This is a genomic window from Methylorubrum zatmanii (genome assembly GCF_014845115.1).
In the GTDB taxonomy this organism is placed as follows: Bacteria; Pseudomonadota; Alphaproteobacteria; order Rhizobiales; family Beijerinckiaceae; genus Methylobacterium; species Methylobacterium zatmanii.
On record NZ_NKUI01000053.1, the window covers coordinates 58,162 to 74,672 of the forward strand.

The 16,511-nt window shown below is 70.5% G+C and carries 13 protein-coding genes; 7 read left to right on the top strand and 6 right to left on the bottom strand.

Annotated elements, in window-relative coordinates; genetic code table 11:
* Nucleotides 1–2 precede the first annotated feature (2 nt).
* From MZTS_RS07850 to MZTS_RS07875, 6 genes are all read right to left on the bottom strand, one after another.
* Complete coding sequence (locus MZTS_RS07850; RefSeq protein WP_192283060.1) at nt 3–500, bottom strand: tryptophan-rich sensory protein; 498 nt, start codon at nt 498–500, stop codon at nt 3–5.
* The gene (locus MZTS_RS07855; protein ID WP_192283061.1) at nt 497–1,690 is read right to left on the bottom strand and encodes a geranylgeranyl diphosphate reductase; all 1,194 of its coding nucleotides are present in this window, start codon (nt 1,688–1,690) and stop codon (nt 497–499) included. Before MZTS_RS07855 ends, MZTS_RS07850 begins: the two co-directional genes overlap by 4 nt.
* Before the next feature lie 4 nt (nt 1,691–1,694).
* Nucleotides 1,695–3,050, bottom strand: a complete 1,356-nt coding sequence (locus MZTS_RS07860) for a BCD family MFS transporter (RefSeq protein WP_192283062.1) — start codon at nt 3,048–3,050, stop codon at nt 1,695–1,697.
* Nucleotides 3,047–3,934, bottom strand: coding sequence for a chlorophyll synthase ChlG (gene chlG, locus MZTS_RS07865; protein WP_192283063.1), 888 nt, complete (start codon nt 3,932–3,934; stop codon nt 3,047–3,049). Before chlG ends, MZTS_RS07860 begins: the two co-directional genes overlap by 4 nt.
* A gap of 119 nt (nt 3,935–4,053) precedes the next feature.
* Nucleotides 4,054–5,463 (bottom strand): transcriptional regulator PpsR, encoded by a 1,410-nt coding sequence (gene ppsR, locus MZTS_RS07870; protein WP_192283064.1) that lies wholly within the window; start codon nt 5,461–5,463, stop codon nt 4,054–4,056.
* Nucleotides 5,464–5,535: 72 nt separating this feature from the next.
* Nucleotides 5,536–6,423: a cobalamin B12-binding domain-containing protein gene (locus MZTS_RS07875; protein WP_192283073.1), complete on the bottom strand. Its 888-nt coding sequence runs from the start codon at nt 6,421–6,423 to the stop codon at nt 5,536–5,538.
* A gap of 255 nt (nt 6,424–6,678) precedes the next feature.
* Here MZTS_RS07875 and bchF point away from each other — a divergent pair, with 255 nt between their 5' ends.
* The 7 genes from bchF to MZTS_RS07910 all read left to right on the top strand — a co-directional run.
* The gene (gene bchF / locus MZTS_RS07880; RefSeq protein ID WP_192283065.1) at nt 6,679–7,182 is read left to right on the top strand and encodes a 2-vinyl bacteriochlorophyllide hydratase; all 504 of its coding nucleotides are present in this window, start codon (nt 6,679–6,681) and stop codon (nt 7,180–7,182) included.
* Nucleotides 7,179–8,447 carry a ferredoxin:protochlorophyllide reductase (ATP-dependent) subunit N gene (locus MZTS_RS07885; RefSeq protein ID WP_192283066.1) on the top strand — a complete coding sequence of 423 codons (1,269 nt, stop codon included), beginning with the start codon at nt 7,179–7,181 and terminating at the stop codon, nt 8,445–8,447. Before bchF ends, MZTS_RS07885 begins: the two co-directional genes overlap by 4 nt.
* Before the next feature lie 4 nt (nt 8,448–8,451).
* Nucleotides 8,452–10,041 carry a ferredoxin:protochlorophyllide reductase (ATP-dependent) subunit B gene (gene bchB / locus MZTS_RS07890; RefSeq protein ID WP_192283067.1) on the top strand — a complete coding sequence of 530 codons (1,590 nt, stop codon included), beginning with the start codon at nt 8,452–8,454 and terminating at the stop codon, nt 10,039–10,041.
* A complete protein-coding gene (locus MZTS_RS07895) occupies nt 10,016–13,732 on the top strand; it encodes a magnesium chelatase subunit H (RefSeq protein WP_192283068.1) in 3,717 nt (1,238 codons plus the stop codon). The genes bchB and MZTS_RS07895 overlap by 26 nt, the downstream gene beginning before the upstream one ends.
* Nucleotides 13,729–14,622 carry a ferredoxin:protochlorophyllide reductase (ATP-dependent) iron-sulfur ATP-binding protein gene (gene bchL, locus MZTS_RS07900; RefSeq protein ID WP_192283069.1) on the top strand — a complete coding sequence of 298 codons (894 nt, stop codon included), beginning with the start codon at nt 13,729–13,731 and terminating at the stop codon, nt 14,620–14,622. The genes MZTS_RS07895 and bchL overlap by 4 nt, the downstream gene beginning before the upstream one ends.
* A 16-nt stretch (nt 14,623–14,638) precedes the next feature.
* Nucleotides 14,639–15,421, top strand: a complete 783-nt coding sequence (gene bchM / locus MZTS_RS07905) for a magnesium protoporphyrin IX methyltransferase (RefSeq protein WP_009864874.1) — start codon at nt 14,639–14,641, stop codon at nt 15,419–15,421.
* The coding region (locus MZTS_RS07910; protein WP_192283070.1) for a BCD family MFS transporter at nt 15,418–16,511 on the top strand (1,094 nt) is incomplete at its 3' end. The genes bchM and MZTS_RS07910, both read left to right, overlap by 4 nt.

A 16,511-nucleotide genomic window follows, 5' to 3' on the forward strand; every position in this document is an offset into this window, starting at 1 on the left:
GCTCAGACCTCCCTCAGCTGCGGGTTGAGCCGCAGGATGGTGAGGTTCAGGCAGGCCGCGACACTGACCCAGGCAAGATAGGGCAGGGTGAGCAGGCCGGCGACGACCGAGGCTTGGCCGACTGTCCACATCACGGCGACGATGGAGAGCCACAGCAGCAGCACCTCGACGAAGGCCCAGTCGGGACGGCGCAGGCGGAAGAAGATCACGCTCCAGGCGATGTTGAGGGCGCCGTTCACCGCGAAGACCGCGACGAGGCGGAAGCGGGCAGCCAGCTCCGGATCGGCGTTCCAGGCCAGGACGGCGGAGGTGGTGGTCAGGGCGAAGATCACCGACCAGATCGGGCCGAAGGCCCAGTCCGGCGGTTTCCAGGCGGGCACCCGCAGCCGCTGGTACCAGCCGTCGGTGCGGGTCGCGATCCCGCCGGCGGCGGCCACCCCCACCGCCATGAGGCCTGCGACCACGGGCGGCCCCCACCCGCCGGCCAGCGCGGCGCTCACGGCGAGACCCAGCGGAACAGGTGCGCGAGATCCTTGAAGAAGATCCGCGCATGGGCCGCGGGTTTTGCCCGCACCAGCTCCTTGTTCATGTAGGCGTCCCAGGTGAGCTGCTGGACATCTTTGTCCTTGCAGATCGAGACGAAACGCTCCCGCAGGCCGTCGCTGCGGTACCAGACCCATTGCATCATCCCGAGGACCCAGAACACGCGCCCGTGCAGGCGCATGAACCTCTTCCGCGCCAGGGCCAGCGACCGGGCATCGCCGGTGGCGAGGAAGGCCTCGGCGGCCTCCGCCGCGAGGCGACCGCCCAGCATGGCGTAATAGATGCCCTCGCCCGAGGCCGGCGCGACCACTCCCGCAGCATCGCCCGCCAGCAGCACGTCACGGCCGTTATCCCAGCGCCGCAGGGGCTTGAGCGGGAGCGGCGCGCCCTCCCGGCGCAGGGTCTCGCAGGCATCGAGGCCGGTGCCGGCGCGCAGGTCGCGGATCGCGCCGCGCAGGGAGAAGCCCTTGCGGGCGCTGCCGGTGCCGACGCTGACGGTGTCGCCGTGAGGGAAGATCCAGGCGTAGAAATCCGGCGACAGGCGGCCCTGGTAATAGACGTCGCAGCGGGCGCCGTCGTGACCCTCGCCCGCCGGGCGCCGGACGATCTCGTGATAGGCGAAAACCTGACGCATCCGGGCATGTCCCGGAATCTCGGCGCGCCCAACCGAGGAGGTGGCCCCATCGGCCCCGATCACCAGGCGGGCCTGGACGCATCGCGCCGCGCCGCCCTTGCCCTGCCGGTAATGCACGGTGGCGAGGCCCGGCGTCTCGCGCTCGATCCGCTCGAACAGCCCGTCCCGGACCTCGGCGCCGGCCGATCCCGCGCGCTCCCGCAGGAACGAATCGAAATGCTCGCGGTCGACCATGCCGACGAAACCGTCGCCGACCGGCATGTCGACATGGCGCGCGCTGGGCGCGACCATCCGGGCGCTGCGGATGCGGGCGACGAGGAGCGCATCGGGGATCGCGAAGTCGCGGATCAACCGCGGCGGGATCGCGCCGCCGCAGGGCTTGATGCGCCCGGCCTTGTCGAGGAGCAGCACCCGCCGCCCGGCGGCCGCGAGATCCGTGGCCGCGGTCGCCCCCGCAGGGCCGCCTCCCACCACCACGACGTCGAAGAGTTCGGGACCGTCGTGGTTCGCCATCGCGCTACCTCGCGTCGAAGCCGGGGCTGAGCTGGAAGGAGGCCGTCTCGGTCAGCGGATTTTTCCGCTTTCCGACGGTGGCGTGCTCGACGCCCAGGCTGATCGCCAGGGCGACGAGGAACAGGAGAGCCTCGCCCGCGAACACCGCCGCATAGGCATAGACCGGCTCGACCGTGACCAGGCGGGCGAGATCGACCGCAAGGGTGCCGAGGAAGCCGCCCGCGCCGAAGGCGATGCCCTGGGCCGCGCCCCAGACGCCCATCCGGGTGCCGCGCTCGGTCTCGCCGCCGCGCCCGGCCAGAGCCATCATCGAGCCGATGGCCGCCACCGCGTAGACGCCGTTGCCGAAGCCGAGGCCCGCCACCGCCGCCCGCAGGGGGAAGCCGGGGCCGACAGGACCGCCGAAAGCGATGGCCGCGAGCGCCAGGGCCGAGAGCGCGCAGCCGATGGCGGTCCAGAGTTTCAGCGAGCCGAGCAGCGGGCCGCCGAGGAAGACAGTGATTCCGGCCACGCACAGCATCCCGGCGAGCACGCCGCCATGCTGGAGCCCGGCGAGCTTGGTGGTCGCTCCCGGCGTCATCGCGAAGACGAGGCCGGCATAGGGTTCGAGGATCAGCTCCTGCGCGCTGTAGGCGAGCATCGAGACGAAGATGAACAGGGTGAAGCGCCGCGCCGCCGGCTCGGCCAGCACCTGCGCCAGCACGGCGCGGAACGGCGGTTTTTTCTCGGGAAGCGCGGCCGCGCGGCGGCTCCGGGCCGGCTCGATGCCGGTGACGGCGAGCACGGCCACGAGGAAGGCGATCAGCGAGACGCTGCCCGACACCGCGACGAGCCGCGCCCCCGAGAACGGGTCGAGGAAATGGCCCGCCAAAGGCGCGGTGACGGCGAAGCCCGCGATCATCATCACCCAGACGATGGTCGCCGCCGCGCCCCGGCGACCGGCCTCGACGCCGGTCGCGAGCAGGACGAGGAGCGAGGTGCCCGCCGCGCCGGCCCCCATGCCGACGAGGAGGAAGGAGAGGATCGCGAGGGCGAGGCCGGCGGCCAGATGACTCGCCGCCAGCGCCGTCGCAACGGCGGCGCCGAAGCCGCCGAGGCAGAGCGCGGCCATGCCGCCGACGATCCAGGGCGTGCGCCGCCCGCCGACATCGGAGCCGTAGCCCCAACGCGGCCGCAGCACCTGCGTCGCGTAGTGGAGGGCGACGAGGCCGCCCGGCACGATGGCCGGCAGCGCCAGTTCCACCACCATCACCCGGTTGATGGTCGAGGTTATCAGCACCACCACCGCGCCGAGGGCGGTCTGGACCAGGCCGAGCCGGACGATCTGCAGCCAGGAGAAGGGGAGGGGCGCGTGTGTCATGGCCCCAGCCCTTGCACGAGGGAGCGCAGGGCGAAAGCGGCGGCCAGCATGCCGAGCACGTAGAGGGTCGTGCCGGTGCCGTTGTACCAAGCGGCACGGGCGCGGGGAGCCTTGAGGAAATGCGCCATCAGCGCGAGCTGACACAGCAGCAACCCGGCGATGATGAGGGCGTGCCAGGGCCGATCCCAGCCGACGAGCAGCGCGAACACCGCCACCTGCGGCAGGGCCATGACGAGGCAGGCGAAGCGCGCGGCCCGGTCCGAGCCGAGTTGCACCGGCAGGGAGCGCAGGCCCATCGCCCTGTCGCCCTCGACCGACTTGAAGTCGTTGAGGGTCATGATGCCGTGGGCCCCGACCGAGTAGAGCAGGGCGATGAGCAGGACGCGCCGGTCGGGCATCGCCGCCGCCATCACCGCCGCGCCGGTGAACCAGGGCAATCCCTCGTAGCAGAGCGCCACGGCGGAATTGCCCCACCAGCCGTTGCGCTTCAACCGCAGCGGCGGCGCGGAATAGATCCAGGCGAGGACGAGGCCGAACAGGGCGGCGCCGAGGATCCACGGCCCCAACATCGCCGCGACGAGCAGCGACAGCACGGTCCAGCCGGCGGCGAGGTAGAGCCCCCAGCGGCCGGGGATGCGACCCGAGGGAATCGGCCTGTCCGGCTCGTTGATCGCGTCGACATGGCGGTCGAACCAGTCGTTGGCGGCCTGGCTGGTGGCGCAGACGAGGGGCCCGGCGAGCAACACCCCCGCCGCGATCACCGGCCATTGCCCGGAAAGCGCCTGCCCCGACGAAACCACTCCGCAGCCGAAGGCCCACATCGGCGCGAACCAAGTGATCGGCTTCAGAAGCTCGACGACAGCGCTCGGAGCGGGTGTGCCCATGAAGTGAGGCTAGGGGCTCGGCACGGCATGTGTCAAGCAAACTTTACACATCGACCGCCGAATGAGGGCGGATGACGCAACTGCAATTAAGTAATATAATGCATAATGCAAAAACTGGTCTATGGAGCCAATTCGGGATCGTTCGGGTCGAGGTCGCCGATGCCGTAGCGGCGCATCTTGGCGTAGAGCCCCTGGCGGCTGAGCCCCAGCATTTCGGCGGCGGAGGCGCGGTTGTCGCGGGTGATCCGCAGGGCCGCTTCTATGCACAGCTTTTCGATGAGATCCGTGGTCTCGCGCACCAGCGCCTTCATCGAGACCCGCCCCACCAGCTCGGTCATCTGCTCGACGGAGCGGGGAAGATCGTGCCCCCCGACATGGACCGGCGCGGCCCGGCGCGGGGTGGCGCGCACGGTGAAGCCGAAGCAGGGCTGTTCGGACTGGATCGCGGACACGGCCACGACCTCGACCTCCTCCAGCGACCCGTAGGCGCCGCGCATCACCGTGGTGAAATTGCGGACCGAGCCGTGGTCGCGCAGCATGGCGAACAGGGCCAGGGTCTCGGTCTCCTCGCGGCCGAGCCAGCGGTCGAGGGGTTGGCCGCGCACCTGCTCCTCGGTGGCGAGCTGGGTGAGGGCGAGGAAGGCGGTGTTGGCCGAGAGGATGCGACGGGCGGGATCGGTGACGACGAAGCCCTCCGGCATCCGCTGAAGCAGAGCGAGGGCATTGCCGTCGAGGCCTGCCCGCTCGTCCCGGCTCGATGCGAGGGGCGACAGGCGCACCAGGACCGAGGTGACCGTCTCACCCCGGAACAGGGAGGCCGAAACCTTGACCGCGTCCCGGCCTCCGCCGAGTCGGGCCGTGAGATCCGACGCCTGCCCGGTGATGCGCAGCCCGGCGAACAGGCCCTGCAATTCCCGCAGGTTCGCCGCATCGAACAGTTCGACGGCGTCCTGGCCGACGATGCGCTTCTGCGGGCGGCCGAGCAGCCGCATCGCGGCCGGATTGACCTCGATGACCCGCCGCGTCCCCGCATCGACCACGAGCACCGGCTCGCCCGAGAGTTGGAACAGCAGCTTGTAGCGGGTCTCGGCGGCGCGCAGCCGGTCGTAATCCCGCTCCAGGGCCTGCTGGGTTTCGGCCAAGCGCCGCTGCAGCGCCGCCACCGCGCGCAGATCCTGGCCGACCACGATGATCGGACCGTCCTTGCGCGGGCGCAGAGTCGAATAACGGATCGGCAGGTCCGTTCCGCTGGGGGAGGGGTGGTTCACCTGGCGCCAGCGGGTCATCGCCCCGGAGGAGGCGTCGCGCAGGAGCGCGTCGATCTTCGGCCGGCTCTCCACGGTCACCGTGTCGATCCAGGGCCGCCCCAGCCAGGATTCGATTCCCTCTCCGTCGAGATCGGGGCGGGCCGACGCGGTATCGCGGACGATGCCCTGCTCATCGACGACCAGGGACAGATCGGAGGTTGCCGCGAGCAAGAGGCCGGCGGCCTCGCTGTCGAGGAGACCGGCCGCCTGCTGCAACGCCATGGAAGGACGTCGCGGGGATGGGCTCGCCAAGCTGCTCAAGGTCAACACTTCGTGATGGCGCCAAGCGCCCTTTCAACAGGCCCGCACTCGCATTTCAAGCAAGCTTTCAGCGATCAGCGGTGCGAGCCGCCCGTCCTCGGCTGTGGCATCAGCGCCGATAAGGCGCACTTGGTTCGGATTTCTGGCAAAATAGGGGCCGCCGACAAGCACTTTGACCGCTGGGTTGCAGGAAGCGGCCCTCAGATCGTGGATAACCGAAGGCAGGGCCGGGAGGAGAACGTCGCAGGACAAAGTCAGGCCGACGACATCGAACCAGTCGGACCGGATCATCTCCACCGGATCGGCCTCCGCCCCGGAGCCGGCACTGGTCACATCCCAACCGGCCTCGCGGAAGATCGTCCCCACGATCGAAAGACCGAAGACATGCGTCTCGCCGGGGCAGGGGAGGAGCAGGACCGAGCGCCCCGCAGGCTCGGTGGCATCGCCCTCGAAACGCCCGCAGAGATCGCGGGCCGCCGCCTGCAGCCGCCCGAGGGCGACCGTTATGTCGAGGAAGTCACAGGAATCCTCTTCCCACAGCCGCCCGAGCTGCCGCGCCACGGGGGTGAGCAGCTCGACGAGCACGCCTTCGAGCGTCAGCCCCTTGTCGAGAAACCGAAGGAGATGGAAGGCGAGGTCCGTGTCGCTGCGGGCGAGAAGCAACTCGCAGAGACGCTCGACTTCCTCCGCCGCGACCCGCTCGCCGGAGGGCGGAACGCGGGGCTGGCACTGGCCGCGATGGGCGAGCATCAGGCGGGGAAGAATCTCCGCCTCGACCACGCTCGCCAAGCGGTTGCGCATCCCGTCCGCGTCGGGATCGCATTCGAACGGCGTTGCGACGGGCGATTCCGCCAGGACACCGCATCCCGGTGAAACGGCGGGAGGACCGAGGCGCTCGCCGAAATGCCGCCAGCCTCCCATGGGCCTCTCCTGCAAGGGTGCAGCGGGGCACGTGATCATGCAGTTTTCTGCATGAGCCACACCCAGGCAATGGACGCGTTGAAACTTACGATACGCCTCATAGTCCAGTTGGCAATACCCCACCGTGTCAATTTGGCGAGATGTCATCTCATATGATCGTCAAGCTGGATTGACACTTTCCGGGCGGTCGGCCTAGGCTTCGAGTCAGTCGAGGCCCCGCACCGCCGGGGCCGGAAACGAGCGAGGGCGGACGCCATGCGTCGACGCCAGGGCCGGCATCAACCGCTCTACACCAGCGCCGAGCGTCGGCGCCGCAACGCCTCGCCCTGGACCCTGGTGCAGGGCATCCTGGCGCCGCTGCAATTCGCCGTCTTCCTCGTGAGCCTCGGCCTCGTGCTGCACACTCTCGCCACCGGGCAGGGGGCGGAGGCCGCCAACGCCTCCGTCGTGGTCAAGACGCTGGTCCTCTACGCGATCATGGTGACCGGCTCGATCTGGGAGAAGGCCGTGTTCGGCCGCTACCTGTTCGCGCCGGCCTTCTTCTGGGAGGACGTGTTCAGCATGCTCGTGCTGGCGCTGCACACGGCCTACCTCGCGGCCCTGGGCTTCGGCCTCCTCCGCACCCAGGGGCTGCTCGTCCTCGCGCTGGCAGCCTACGCGACCTACCTCGTCAATGCCGGGCAGTTCCTGTTGAAGCTGCGCGCGGCCCGGCTCGAAGCGCCGGCCCCCGTCGTGCTGGCCGGGGAGGGCGCCCGGTGAACGCCCACGCGCCCCAACCCGCCGCCTGCGACGTCGAGATCCGCCCCGAGCGCGGGCAGCGGGCGGTGTTCTGCGGGCTCACCAGCATCGTCTGGCTGCACCGCAAGATCCAGGACGCCTTCTTCCTCGTCGTCGGCTCGCGCACCTGCGCCCACCTGATCCAGTCGGCGGCGGGGGTCATGATCTTCGCCGAGCCCCGCTTCGCCACCGCGATCATCGACGAGCGCGACCTCGCCGGCCTCGCCGACATGAACGAGGAGCTCGACCGGGTGGTCACCCGGCTGATCGAGCGGCGGCCGGAGATCCGGCTGCTGTTCCTCGTCGGCTCCTGCCCGTCGGAGGTGATCAAGCTCGACCTGTCGCGGGCGGCCTTGCGCCTGTCCCAACGCCTCGCGCCGGAGGTGCGGGTGCTGAACTATTCGGGTTCGGGCATCGAGACGACCTTCACGCAGGGCGAGGATGCCTGCCTCGCCGCTCTGGTGCCGGGCTTGCCGGAAGGCATGGAGGTCGACGACGACCTCCTCGTCGTCGGCGCGCTGGCCGATATCGTCGAGGATCAATTCGCGCGGCTCTTCGCCGAACTCGGCATCCGCGCCCGTTTCCTGCCGGCGCGGCGCGCGGAGCGGATGCCGTCGGTCGGGCGCGGCACGCGCTACCTCCTGGCCCAGCCCTTCCTGACGGACACCGCCCGCGCCCTCGAAGAGCGCGGGGCCCGCCGCCTGGCGGCCCCGTTCCCCCTCGGCGCCGAGGGCACCACCGGCTGGCTCCGGGCCGCGGCCGAGGCATTCGGCATCGATCCGGCCCGTTTCGACACGGTGACGGCGCCCGGCCTCCGGCGCGCCTGGCAGGCGCTGGCGCCCTATCGCGAGAAGCTCGCGGGCAAGCGGGTGTTCTTCTTCCCCGATTCGCAGCTCGAAGTGCCGCTCGCCCGCTTCCTCGCGCGGGAGATGGCAGCCGAGCTGGTCGAGGTCGGCACGCCCTACCTGCACCGCGCCCACCTCGCGGCGGAGATCGAGCAGCTTCCCGGCGGCACTCGGGTGGTGGATGGCCAGAGCCTCGACGACGGGCTCGACCGCTGCCGCGCCGCGCGGCCGGATCTGACGGTGTGCGGGCTCGGCCTCGCCAATCCGCTGGAGGCGGAGGGGCTGACCACCAAGTGGTCGATCGAACTGCTGTTCACACCGATCCAGGGCTACGAGCAGGCGGGGGATCTCGCCGAACTCTTCGCGCGTCCGCTCGACCGGCGCGCAAGGCTGGAGGTGTAGCCCGATGCAGCTCACCGTCTGGACCTATGAGGGACCGCCGCATATCGGCGCCATGCGGGTCGCGACCGCGATGGAGGGCCTGCACTACGTGCTGCACGCGCCGCAGGGGGACACCTATGCGGACCTGCTGTTCACGATGATCGAGCGGCGGGCCAAGCGCCCGCCGGTCACCTACACCACCTTCCAGGCCCGCGATCTCGGCGGCGACACTGCCGCTTTGTTCAAGGATGTGGTCGCCGCCGCCTATGAGCGCTTCCGGCCGCAGGCGATGATCGTCGGCGCGTCCTGCACGGCGGAACTGATCCAGGACGATCCGGGAGGCCTCGCCAAGGCACTCGGATTGCCGATCCCGGTGATTCCGCTGGAACTGCCGGCCTATCAGAAGAAGGAGAACTGGGGCGCCTCCGAGACCTTCTACCGGCTGGTGCGCGCCCTGAGCGGCACGCCGGTCGAGCGCGCGCCGGTGGATGGGCGGCGCCGCTCCTGCAACCTCCTCGGCCCCACGGCGCTCGGCTTCCGCCACCGCGACGACCTGATCGAGATCCGTGCGATCCTCGACCGTCTCGGCATCGCCGTGAACGTGGTCGCTCCCTCCGGCGCCACACCCGCCGATCTGGGCCAACTCGGCGAGGCCGATTTCAACATCGTGCTCTATCCCGAGATCGCCCGCGCGGCGGCGCAGTTTCTGGAGAAGGCGCACGGCCAGCCCTTCGTTGAGACCGTGCCGATCGGCGTCGGCGCGACCACCCGCTTCGTCGAGGCGGTGGCCACCCTGGCCGGCGTCGATCCCGCCCCGGTTCTGGCCGGCGCACCCTCGCGGCTGCCCTGGTACTCCCGCTCGGTCGACTCGACTTATCTCACCGGCAAACGCGTCTTCGTCTTCGGCGACGCCACGCACGCCCTGGCCATCGCCCGCGTCGCCGCCCACGAAATCGGCTTCCGGCTCGTGGGGCTCGGCACCTACACCCGCGAATTCGCCCGCGAGGTCCGGGCCGAGGCCGCCCTTCACGGGATCGAGGCGACGATCACCGACGATTACCTCGACGTCGAGGCGGCGATCCAGGCGGCGGCCCCGGAACTGGTGCTCGGCACCCAGATGGAGCGCCATGTCGCCAAGCGCCTCGGCATCCCCTGCGCGGTGATCTCCGCCCCGGTTCATGTTCAGGACTTTCCGGCCCGGCACTCGCCGCAGATGGGCTTCGAGGGGGCCAACGTCCTGTTCGATACCCTGGTCCATCCCCTGATGATGGGGCTGGAGGAACATCTCCTCGGGATGTTCCGCGACGATCCCGAATTCCACGATGGCGCCGCCCCCTCGCATCTCGGCCATCGGCCGAGCGATGGCACGCACGCCGTGGGACGGGCGCCGGCGGCTTCTCCCCTCGCCCCGGCGCCTGCACCGATCCGCATCGAGGGCGAAGCGGCGATCCAGACCGCGTCCTGGGCCCCCGATGCCGAGAAGGAGTTGAAGAAGATCCCGTTTTTCGTGCGCGGCAAAGCGCGCGCCAACGCCGAACGCTACGCCCGCGAGCGGCGGCTTCCGCTCATCACCCTCGAGACATTGTACGATGCCAAGGCGCATTTCAGCCGATAGGCCCGGCATCCGCATCGTCATCGTCACGCTCGACAACCATTTGGCGAGCGCGGTGGAACGGGCGCGGCTGCGGCTCGCCACCGAGATGCCCGGCCTCTCGCTGAGCTTCCACGCTGCCGCCGAATGGGAGACGGATCGCGGCGCCTTCCAGGCCTGCGAGGCGGAGATCGCCCAGGCCGACATCGTCGTCTCGGCCATGCTGTTCCTCGACGAGCATGTGCGAGCGATCCTGCCGGCGCTGCTGGCCCGGCGCGAGAGCTGCGATGCCATGGTCGGCTGTCTCTCGGCCGCCGAGATCGTGCGCACGACCAAGCTCAACCGCTTCGACATGAGCGGCGCCAAGCGTTCGGCCCTCGATTTCCTGAAGCGCCTGCGCGGCAAGCCGGGGGCGGAGGGCAACGCCGCGCGGCAGATGGCGCTGGTGCGGAAACTCCCGAAGATCCTGCGCTTCATCCCCGGCTCGGCCCAGGATGTGCGGGCCTATTTCCTCACTCTGCAATATTGGCTGGCCGGCTCCGACGAGAACGTGGCGGGCCTCGTGCGCTTCCTCGTCCAACGCTACGCCGCCGGCCCCCGCGCCGCATGGCGCGACATCGCCACCGCGCCGGCGCCGCAGCATTACCCCGAGACCGGCCTCTATCACCCGCGCCTCGCGGGCCGGATCGGTGAGGATCGCGCCACCCTGCCGACCGTGCCGGGGGCGAAGGGCCGGGTCGGCCTGCTGCTGATGCGCTCCTACGTGCTGGCCGGCAACACCGCGCATTACGACGGCGTCATCGCCGCCCTGGAAGCACAGGGCCTCTCCGTCGTCCCCGCCTTCGCCAGCGGGCTCGACAACCGCCCGGCGGTGGAAGCCTTCTTCATGGCGGGCGGGCGGCCGGCGATCGACGCACTGATCTCGCTCACCGGGTTCTCCCTCGTCGGCGGCCCGGCCTACAACGATGCGGCGGCGGCCGAGGCCCTGCTGGCGCGGCTCGACGTGCCCTACCTCGCCGCTCACGCCCTCGAATTCCAGACCCTCGAACAATGGGAATCCGGGGATCGCGGCCTGTCCCCGGTGGAGGCGACCATGATGGTCGCGATCCCCGAACTCGATGGCGCCACCGCGCCGATGGTGTTCGGCGGCCGTTCCTCCGCCTCCGGTCCCGGCAATGCCCGCGACATGCGGGTGAACCCGGAGCGGGCCGAACGCCTCGCCGCCCGCGTCGCCCGGCTCGTCGCCCTGCGCCGCAAACCGAAGGCGGAGCGCAAGCTCGGCATCGTCCTGTTCAACTTCCCGCCCAATGCCGGCGCCACCGGCTCGGCCGCCTTCCTCTCGGTCTACGCCTCGCTGCTCCACACCCTGCGCGGCCTCGCCGCCGAGGGCTACGTTGTCGAGATCCCCGAGAGCGTCGACGCCCTGCGCGAGCGGATCCTCGGCGGCAATGCCGCTCGGCTCGGAACCCCGGCGAACGTCCATGCCCGCATCGCTGCGGAGACCCATGTCCGCCGCGAGCCCCATCTCGCCGAGATCGAGGCGCAATGGGGCCCGGCCCCCGGCCGCCACCAGAGCAACGGCGCCGAGATCTTCGTGCTGGGGGCGCAGTTCGGCTCGGTCTTCGTCGGGGTGCAGCCCGCCTTCGGCTACGAGGGCGATCCGATGCGGCTGCTGTTCGAGCAGGGCTTCGCCCCGACCCACGCCTTCTGCGCCTTCTATCGCTGGCTGAAGGACGACTTCCGCGCCGATGCGGTGCTGCATTTCGGCACGCATGGGGCGCTCGAATTCATGCCCGGCAAGCAGACCGGGCTCTCGGCGGCCTGCTGGCCGGAGCGGCTGATCGGCGATCTGCCCAACGTCTACCTCTACGCCGCCAACAACCCGTCCGAAGGCACCTTGGCCAAGCGGCGCTCCGCCGCGACGCTCGTGAGCTACCTGACGCCCAGCCTCGCCGCCGCCGGGCTCTATCGCGGATTGTCCGACCTCAAGGCCTCGATCGAGCGCTGGCGCGCCCTGGAGCCGGAGGCGGTCGCCGAGCGGGCGGCGCTCGGCGCGATCATCCAGGCGCAGGGGGCCGCCGTGGATCTGGTGCCGGCCGAACCGGCTTGGGAAGGCGATTCCGGCCCGCAGGTCGCGGCGCTCGCCGTCGCGCTCACGGAACTGGAGCAGACGCTGATCCCTCACGGCCTGCACGTCGTCGGCGAGGGGATGTCGCGGGACGAGCGCATCGACCTGCTGCTCGCCCTGGCGGATGCCTCGCACGGCCTCAAACCCGTCCGCGCCGGGATCGAGCGGCTGGTGGAGGGCGCCGCCTTCAACGAGGCGCTGGCCGCCGCCGGCCTTCCCGCCGACGAGACTCACCGCGCCGCCTTCGCCGACCTCGCGCGGATCGACCGCGAACTCACCCGCGACCACGAGATCCCGGCCCTGCTACGGGCCCTCGACGGACGCTTCATCGCGCCGGTGGCGGGCGGCGACCTCCTGCGCAATCCCGGCATCCTGCCGACCGGGCGCAACCTGCACGGTTTCGATCCCTACCGCCTGCCCTCGGCCTTCGCCTGCGCCGACGGCGCGCGGCAGGTGGCGCGGGTGCTCGAACGGCACGCCGTCGAGGGCAAGCCGCTGCCGGAGAGCGTTGCCCTGGTACTGTGGGGCACCGATAACCTGAAGAGCGAGGGCGGGCCCATCGCCCAGGCCCTGGCGCTGATCGGCGCGGCGCCGCGCTTCGACGGCTATGGCCGCCTCGCCGGAGCGGAGCTGATCCCGCTCGCCACCCTCGGCCGCCCGCGCATCGACGTGGTGGTCACCCTGTCCGGGATCTTCCGCGATCTGCTGCCGCTCCAGACCAAACTTCTGGCGGAAGCGAGCTTTCTCGCCGCCACCGCCGACGAGCCGCCGGAGCTGAACTTCGTGCGCAAGCACGCCCTGACGATCCAGGCCGAGCAGGGCTGCGACATCGAGACGGCGGCCCTGCGCGTCTTCTCCAACGCGGAAGGCGCCTACGGCGCCAACGTCAATCACCTCGTCGAATCCGGCCGCTGGGACGACGAGGACGAGCTGTGCGAGACGTTCTCCCGCCGCAAGAGCTTCGCCTACGGCCGCACCGGCCGGCCCGAGCCCCGGCGCGACCTGATGCAGGCGGTGCTGGCCAGGGTCGATCTCGCCTATCAGAACCTCGATTCGGTCGAACTCGGCGTCACCTCCGTCGATCACTACTTCGACGGCCTCGGCGGCATGGGCCGGGCGGTGGCCCGTGCCAAGGGCGCGAGCGTTCCGATCTACATCAGCGACCAGACTCGAGGGGAGGGGCGCGTCCGCTCCCTCGACGAGCAGGTGGCGCTCGAAACCCGCACCCGCATGCTCAACCCGAAATGGTACGAGGGCCTGCTCGGCCACGGTTACGAGGGCGTGCGTCAGATCGAGGCGACGCTGACCAACACCGTCGGCTGGTCGGCGACGGCGGGCGCGGTGCAACCCTGGATCTATGAGCGCATCACCGAGACCTTCGTGCTCGACGAGGCCATGCGCGACCGCATGGCCTCGCTCAACCCCACCGCCTGCGCCAAGGTCGCGAGCCGCCTGATCGAGGCGCATCGCCGCGGCTTCTGGACCCCCGACGCGGCGACGCGCGACGCGCTCGACCGCGCCGAGGAGGAGCTGGAGGACCGGCTCGAAGGCGTCACGACCGGCATCACCGCAGGAGTCGCGGCATGAACATCGCCATCCGAAACCCTGTGCCCGTGCGTCGCGAGGAGGGCAGCCTCCAAGTGGCGCTCGACCCCGCCGACCGGATCGAGACGGCCAAGGTGTTCGCGGTCTACGGCAAGGGCGGCATCGGCAAGTCGACCACCTCGTCGAACCTCTCGGTCGCCTTCTCGAAGCTCGGCAAGCGCGTCCTCCAGATCGGCTGCGACCCGAAGCACGATTCGACCTTCACCCTGACCAAGCGCCTCGCGCCGACGGTGATCGACGCCCTCGAATCCGTGAACTTCCATTCGGAGGAGCTGCGCCCGGAGGATTTCGTAGTCGAGGGCTATAACGGCGTGAAATGCGTCGAGGCCGGCGGCCCCCCGGCCGGGACCGGCTGCGGCGGCTACGTCGTCGGCCAGACGGTGAAGCTCCTGAAGGAGCACCACCTGCTCGAAGACACCGACGTGGTGGTGTTCGACGTGCTCGGCGACGTGGTCTGCGGCGGCTTCGCCTCGCCGCTCCAGCATGCCGACCGGGCGCTGATCGTCACCGCCAACGATTTCGACTCGATCTTCGCGATGAACCGGATCGTCGCGGCGATCCATTCCAAGGCGAAGAATTACGGCGTGCGGCTGGGCGGCGTCATCGCCAACCGCTCGGCCAAGACCGACGAGATCGACCGTTTCAACGCGGCGGTGGGCCTGCGCCGCCTCGCGCACTTCCCCGATCTCGACGTGGTGCGCCGCTCGCGGCTCAAGAAATCGACGCTGTTCGAGATGGACCCGTCGCCGGAGCTGAAGGCCGTCACCGACGAGTACATGCGGCTCGCCGAGACGCTCTGGGCCGGCGCCGATCCCTGCGAGGCCGCGCCGATGAAGGACCGCGACCTGTTCGAATTCCTCGGCTTCGATTGATGGCGGGCTTCGACCGATGAGCACCCCCTACCTCACGCGCCGCTCGCAGCTTGAGACCTATTTCGACCGCACCGCGGTCGAGGCGTGGTCGCGGCTGACCTCCGACGCGCCGGTCTCGAAGATCCGCGCCACGGTGCGGGCCGGGCGCGACACCATGCGCGCCACCCTGCTCGACTGGATGCCGGAGGATCTCACCGGAAAGCGCCTGCTCGATGCCGGCTGCGGCACCGGGGCGCTCGCGGTCGAGGCCGCCCGCAGGGGGGCGGAAGTGGTGGCGATCGATGTCTCGCCGACGCTGATCGGCCTCGCCCGCGAGCGCCTGCCGGCCATTTCCGGCCCCGGCTCGGTCGAGTTCCGGGTCGGCGACATGCTCGATCCCTGGCTTGGCCGCTTCGACCACATCGTCGCGATGGATTCGCTGATCCACTACCAAGCGCCGGACATCGTGCGGGCGCTGGCCGAACTCTCGCTGCGCACCGATGCCAGCCTGCTCTTCACCGTCGCCCCGCGCACGGCGCTGCTGACGCTGATGCACGCCGCCGGCAAGCTGTTTCCCAAGGCCGACCGGGCACCCGCCATCGTGCCGGTGACGGAAGGCGGGTTGCGGCGACGCATCGCCCGGGAATCGGCGCTGAAACGCTTCGCCGTCGGGCGGACACGGCGGGTGAACAGCGGGTTCTATCTCTCGAACGCGTTCGAACTCTCCAAAGTCGCCTCCTCCCACCCTCGCCCTCAGCCTGAGCTGCGGCACCTCAGGATGAGGGTCGAGGACGGGAACGAAGGCGGGCGGCTCCCATGAAGACCGGCCTCGCCATCACCCGGACGCTCCTGCGCCTCGGCCCGGCGATCCTCCCCTTCGCCGACGCGGCGACGACGGAGCTGCCGCTCGGCCGGCTGATGCGGCTGTCGCTGTTCCAGGTCACCGTCGGCATGGCCGCGGTGCTGCTCATCGGCACGCTCAACCGGGTGATGATCGTCGAATTGTCGGTGCCGGCCTGGATCGTCGCGGTGATGCTGTCGCTGCCGCTGCTGTTCGCGCCGCTGCGGGCGTTGATCGGGTTCCGCTCGGACACGCACCGTTCGGTGCTCGGCTGGCGGCGCGTGCCCTACATCTGGTTCGGCACGCTGCTGCAATTCGGCGGGCTGGCGATCATGCCCTTCGCCCTGCTGATCCTGTCGGGCGATACCACCGGGCCGCTCTGGGTCGGCCATGTGGCGGCGGCGCTCGCCTTCCTCCTCGTCGGCGCCGGGCTCCACACCACGCAGACCGTCGGGCTCGCCCTCGCCACCGACCTCGCTCCCGCCCATGCCCGGCCGAAGGTCGTAGCCCTGCTCTGCGCCATGCTGCTCGCGGGCATGATGGGCAGCGCCCTGCTGTTCGGCCTCGCCCTGGCGCATTTCTCGGCGGTCCGCCTGATCCAGGTGATCCAGGGGGCGGCTCTGATCACCATCCTGCTCAACGGCCTCGCCCTGTGGAAGCAGGAGCCGCGCGACCCGTCCCGCACGAACCGGGCCGAGCCGCGGCTGACCTTCGCGCAATCCTGGCACGGCTATGCCGGGGAGGGCACCGCCCGCCGCCGCCTCGCCGCCATCGCCCTCGGCACCGCCGGCTTCTCGATGCAGGACATCCTGCTCGAACCCTATGGCGGCGAGATCCTCGGGCTCACCGTCGCCCAGACCACGGCGCTCACCGCCATGCTCGCGGCCGGTGGCGGGCTCGGGCTGATCGCGGCGGCGCGCTGGCTCAACCGCGGCGGCGATCCCTACCGGGTGGCCGCCGCCGGATCGGTGATCGGCATCGCCGCCTTCTCGGCGGTGGTCTTCGCCGCCCCCCTGGCCTCCGCCCGGCTGTTCGCCGCCGGGGTCACGCTGATCGGCATCGGCGGCGG

What these genes read in the sequence shown, in the direction of transcription:
- chlG (WP_192283063.1), bottom strand. Translation starts at nt 3,934, where the DNA reads ATGGGCACACCCGCTCCGAGCGCTGTCGTCGAGCTTCTGAAGCCGATC.
- bchF (WP_192283065.1), top strand. Translation starts at nt 6,679, where the DNA reads ATGCGTCGACGCCAGGGCCGGCATCAACCGCTCTACACCAGCGCCGAG.
- bchM (WP_009864874.1), top strand. Translation starts at nt 14,639, where the DNA reads ATGAGCACCCCCTACCTCACGCGCCGCTCGCAGCTTGAGACCTATTTC.
- MZTS_RS07895 (WP_192283068.1), top strand. Translation starts at nt 10,016, where the DNA reads ATGCCAAGGCGCATTTCAGCCGATAGGCCCGGCATCCGCATCGTCATC.
- bchL (WP_192283069.1), top strand. Translation starts at nt 13,729, where the DNA reads ATGAACATCGCCATCCGAAACCCTGTGCCCGTGCGTCGCGAGGAGGGC.
- MZTS_RS07855 (WP_192283061.1), bottom strand. Translation starts at nt 1,690, where the DNA reads ATGGCGAACCACGACGGTCCCGAACTCTTCGACGTCGTGGTGGTGGGA.
- bchB (WP_192283067.1), top strand. Translation starts at nt 8,452, where the DNA reads ATGCAGCTCACCGTCTGGACCTATGAGGGACCGCCGCATATCGGCGCC.
- MZTS_RS07875 (WP_192283073.1), bottom strand. Translation starts at nt 6,423, where the DNA reads ATGGGAGGCTGGCGGCATTTCGGCGAGCGCCTCGGTCCTCCCGCCGTT.
- MZTS_RS07860 (WP_192283062.1), bottom strand. Translation starts at nt 3,050, where the DNA reads ATGACACACGCGCCCCTCCCCTTCTCCTGGCTGCAGATCGTCCGGCTC.
- ppsR (WP_192283064.1), bottom strand. Translation starts at nt 5,463, where the DNA reads ATGGCGTTGCAGCAGGCGGCCGGTCTCCTCGACAGCGAGGCCGCCGGC.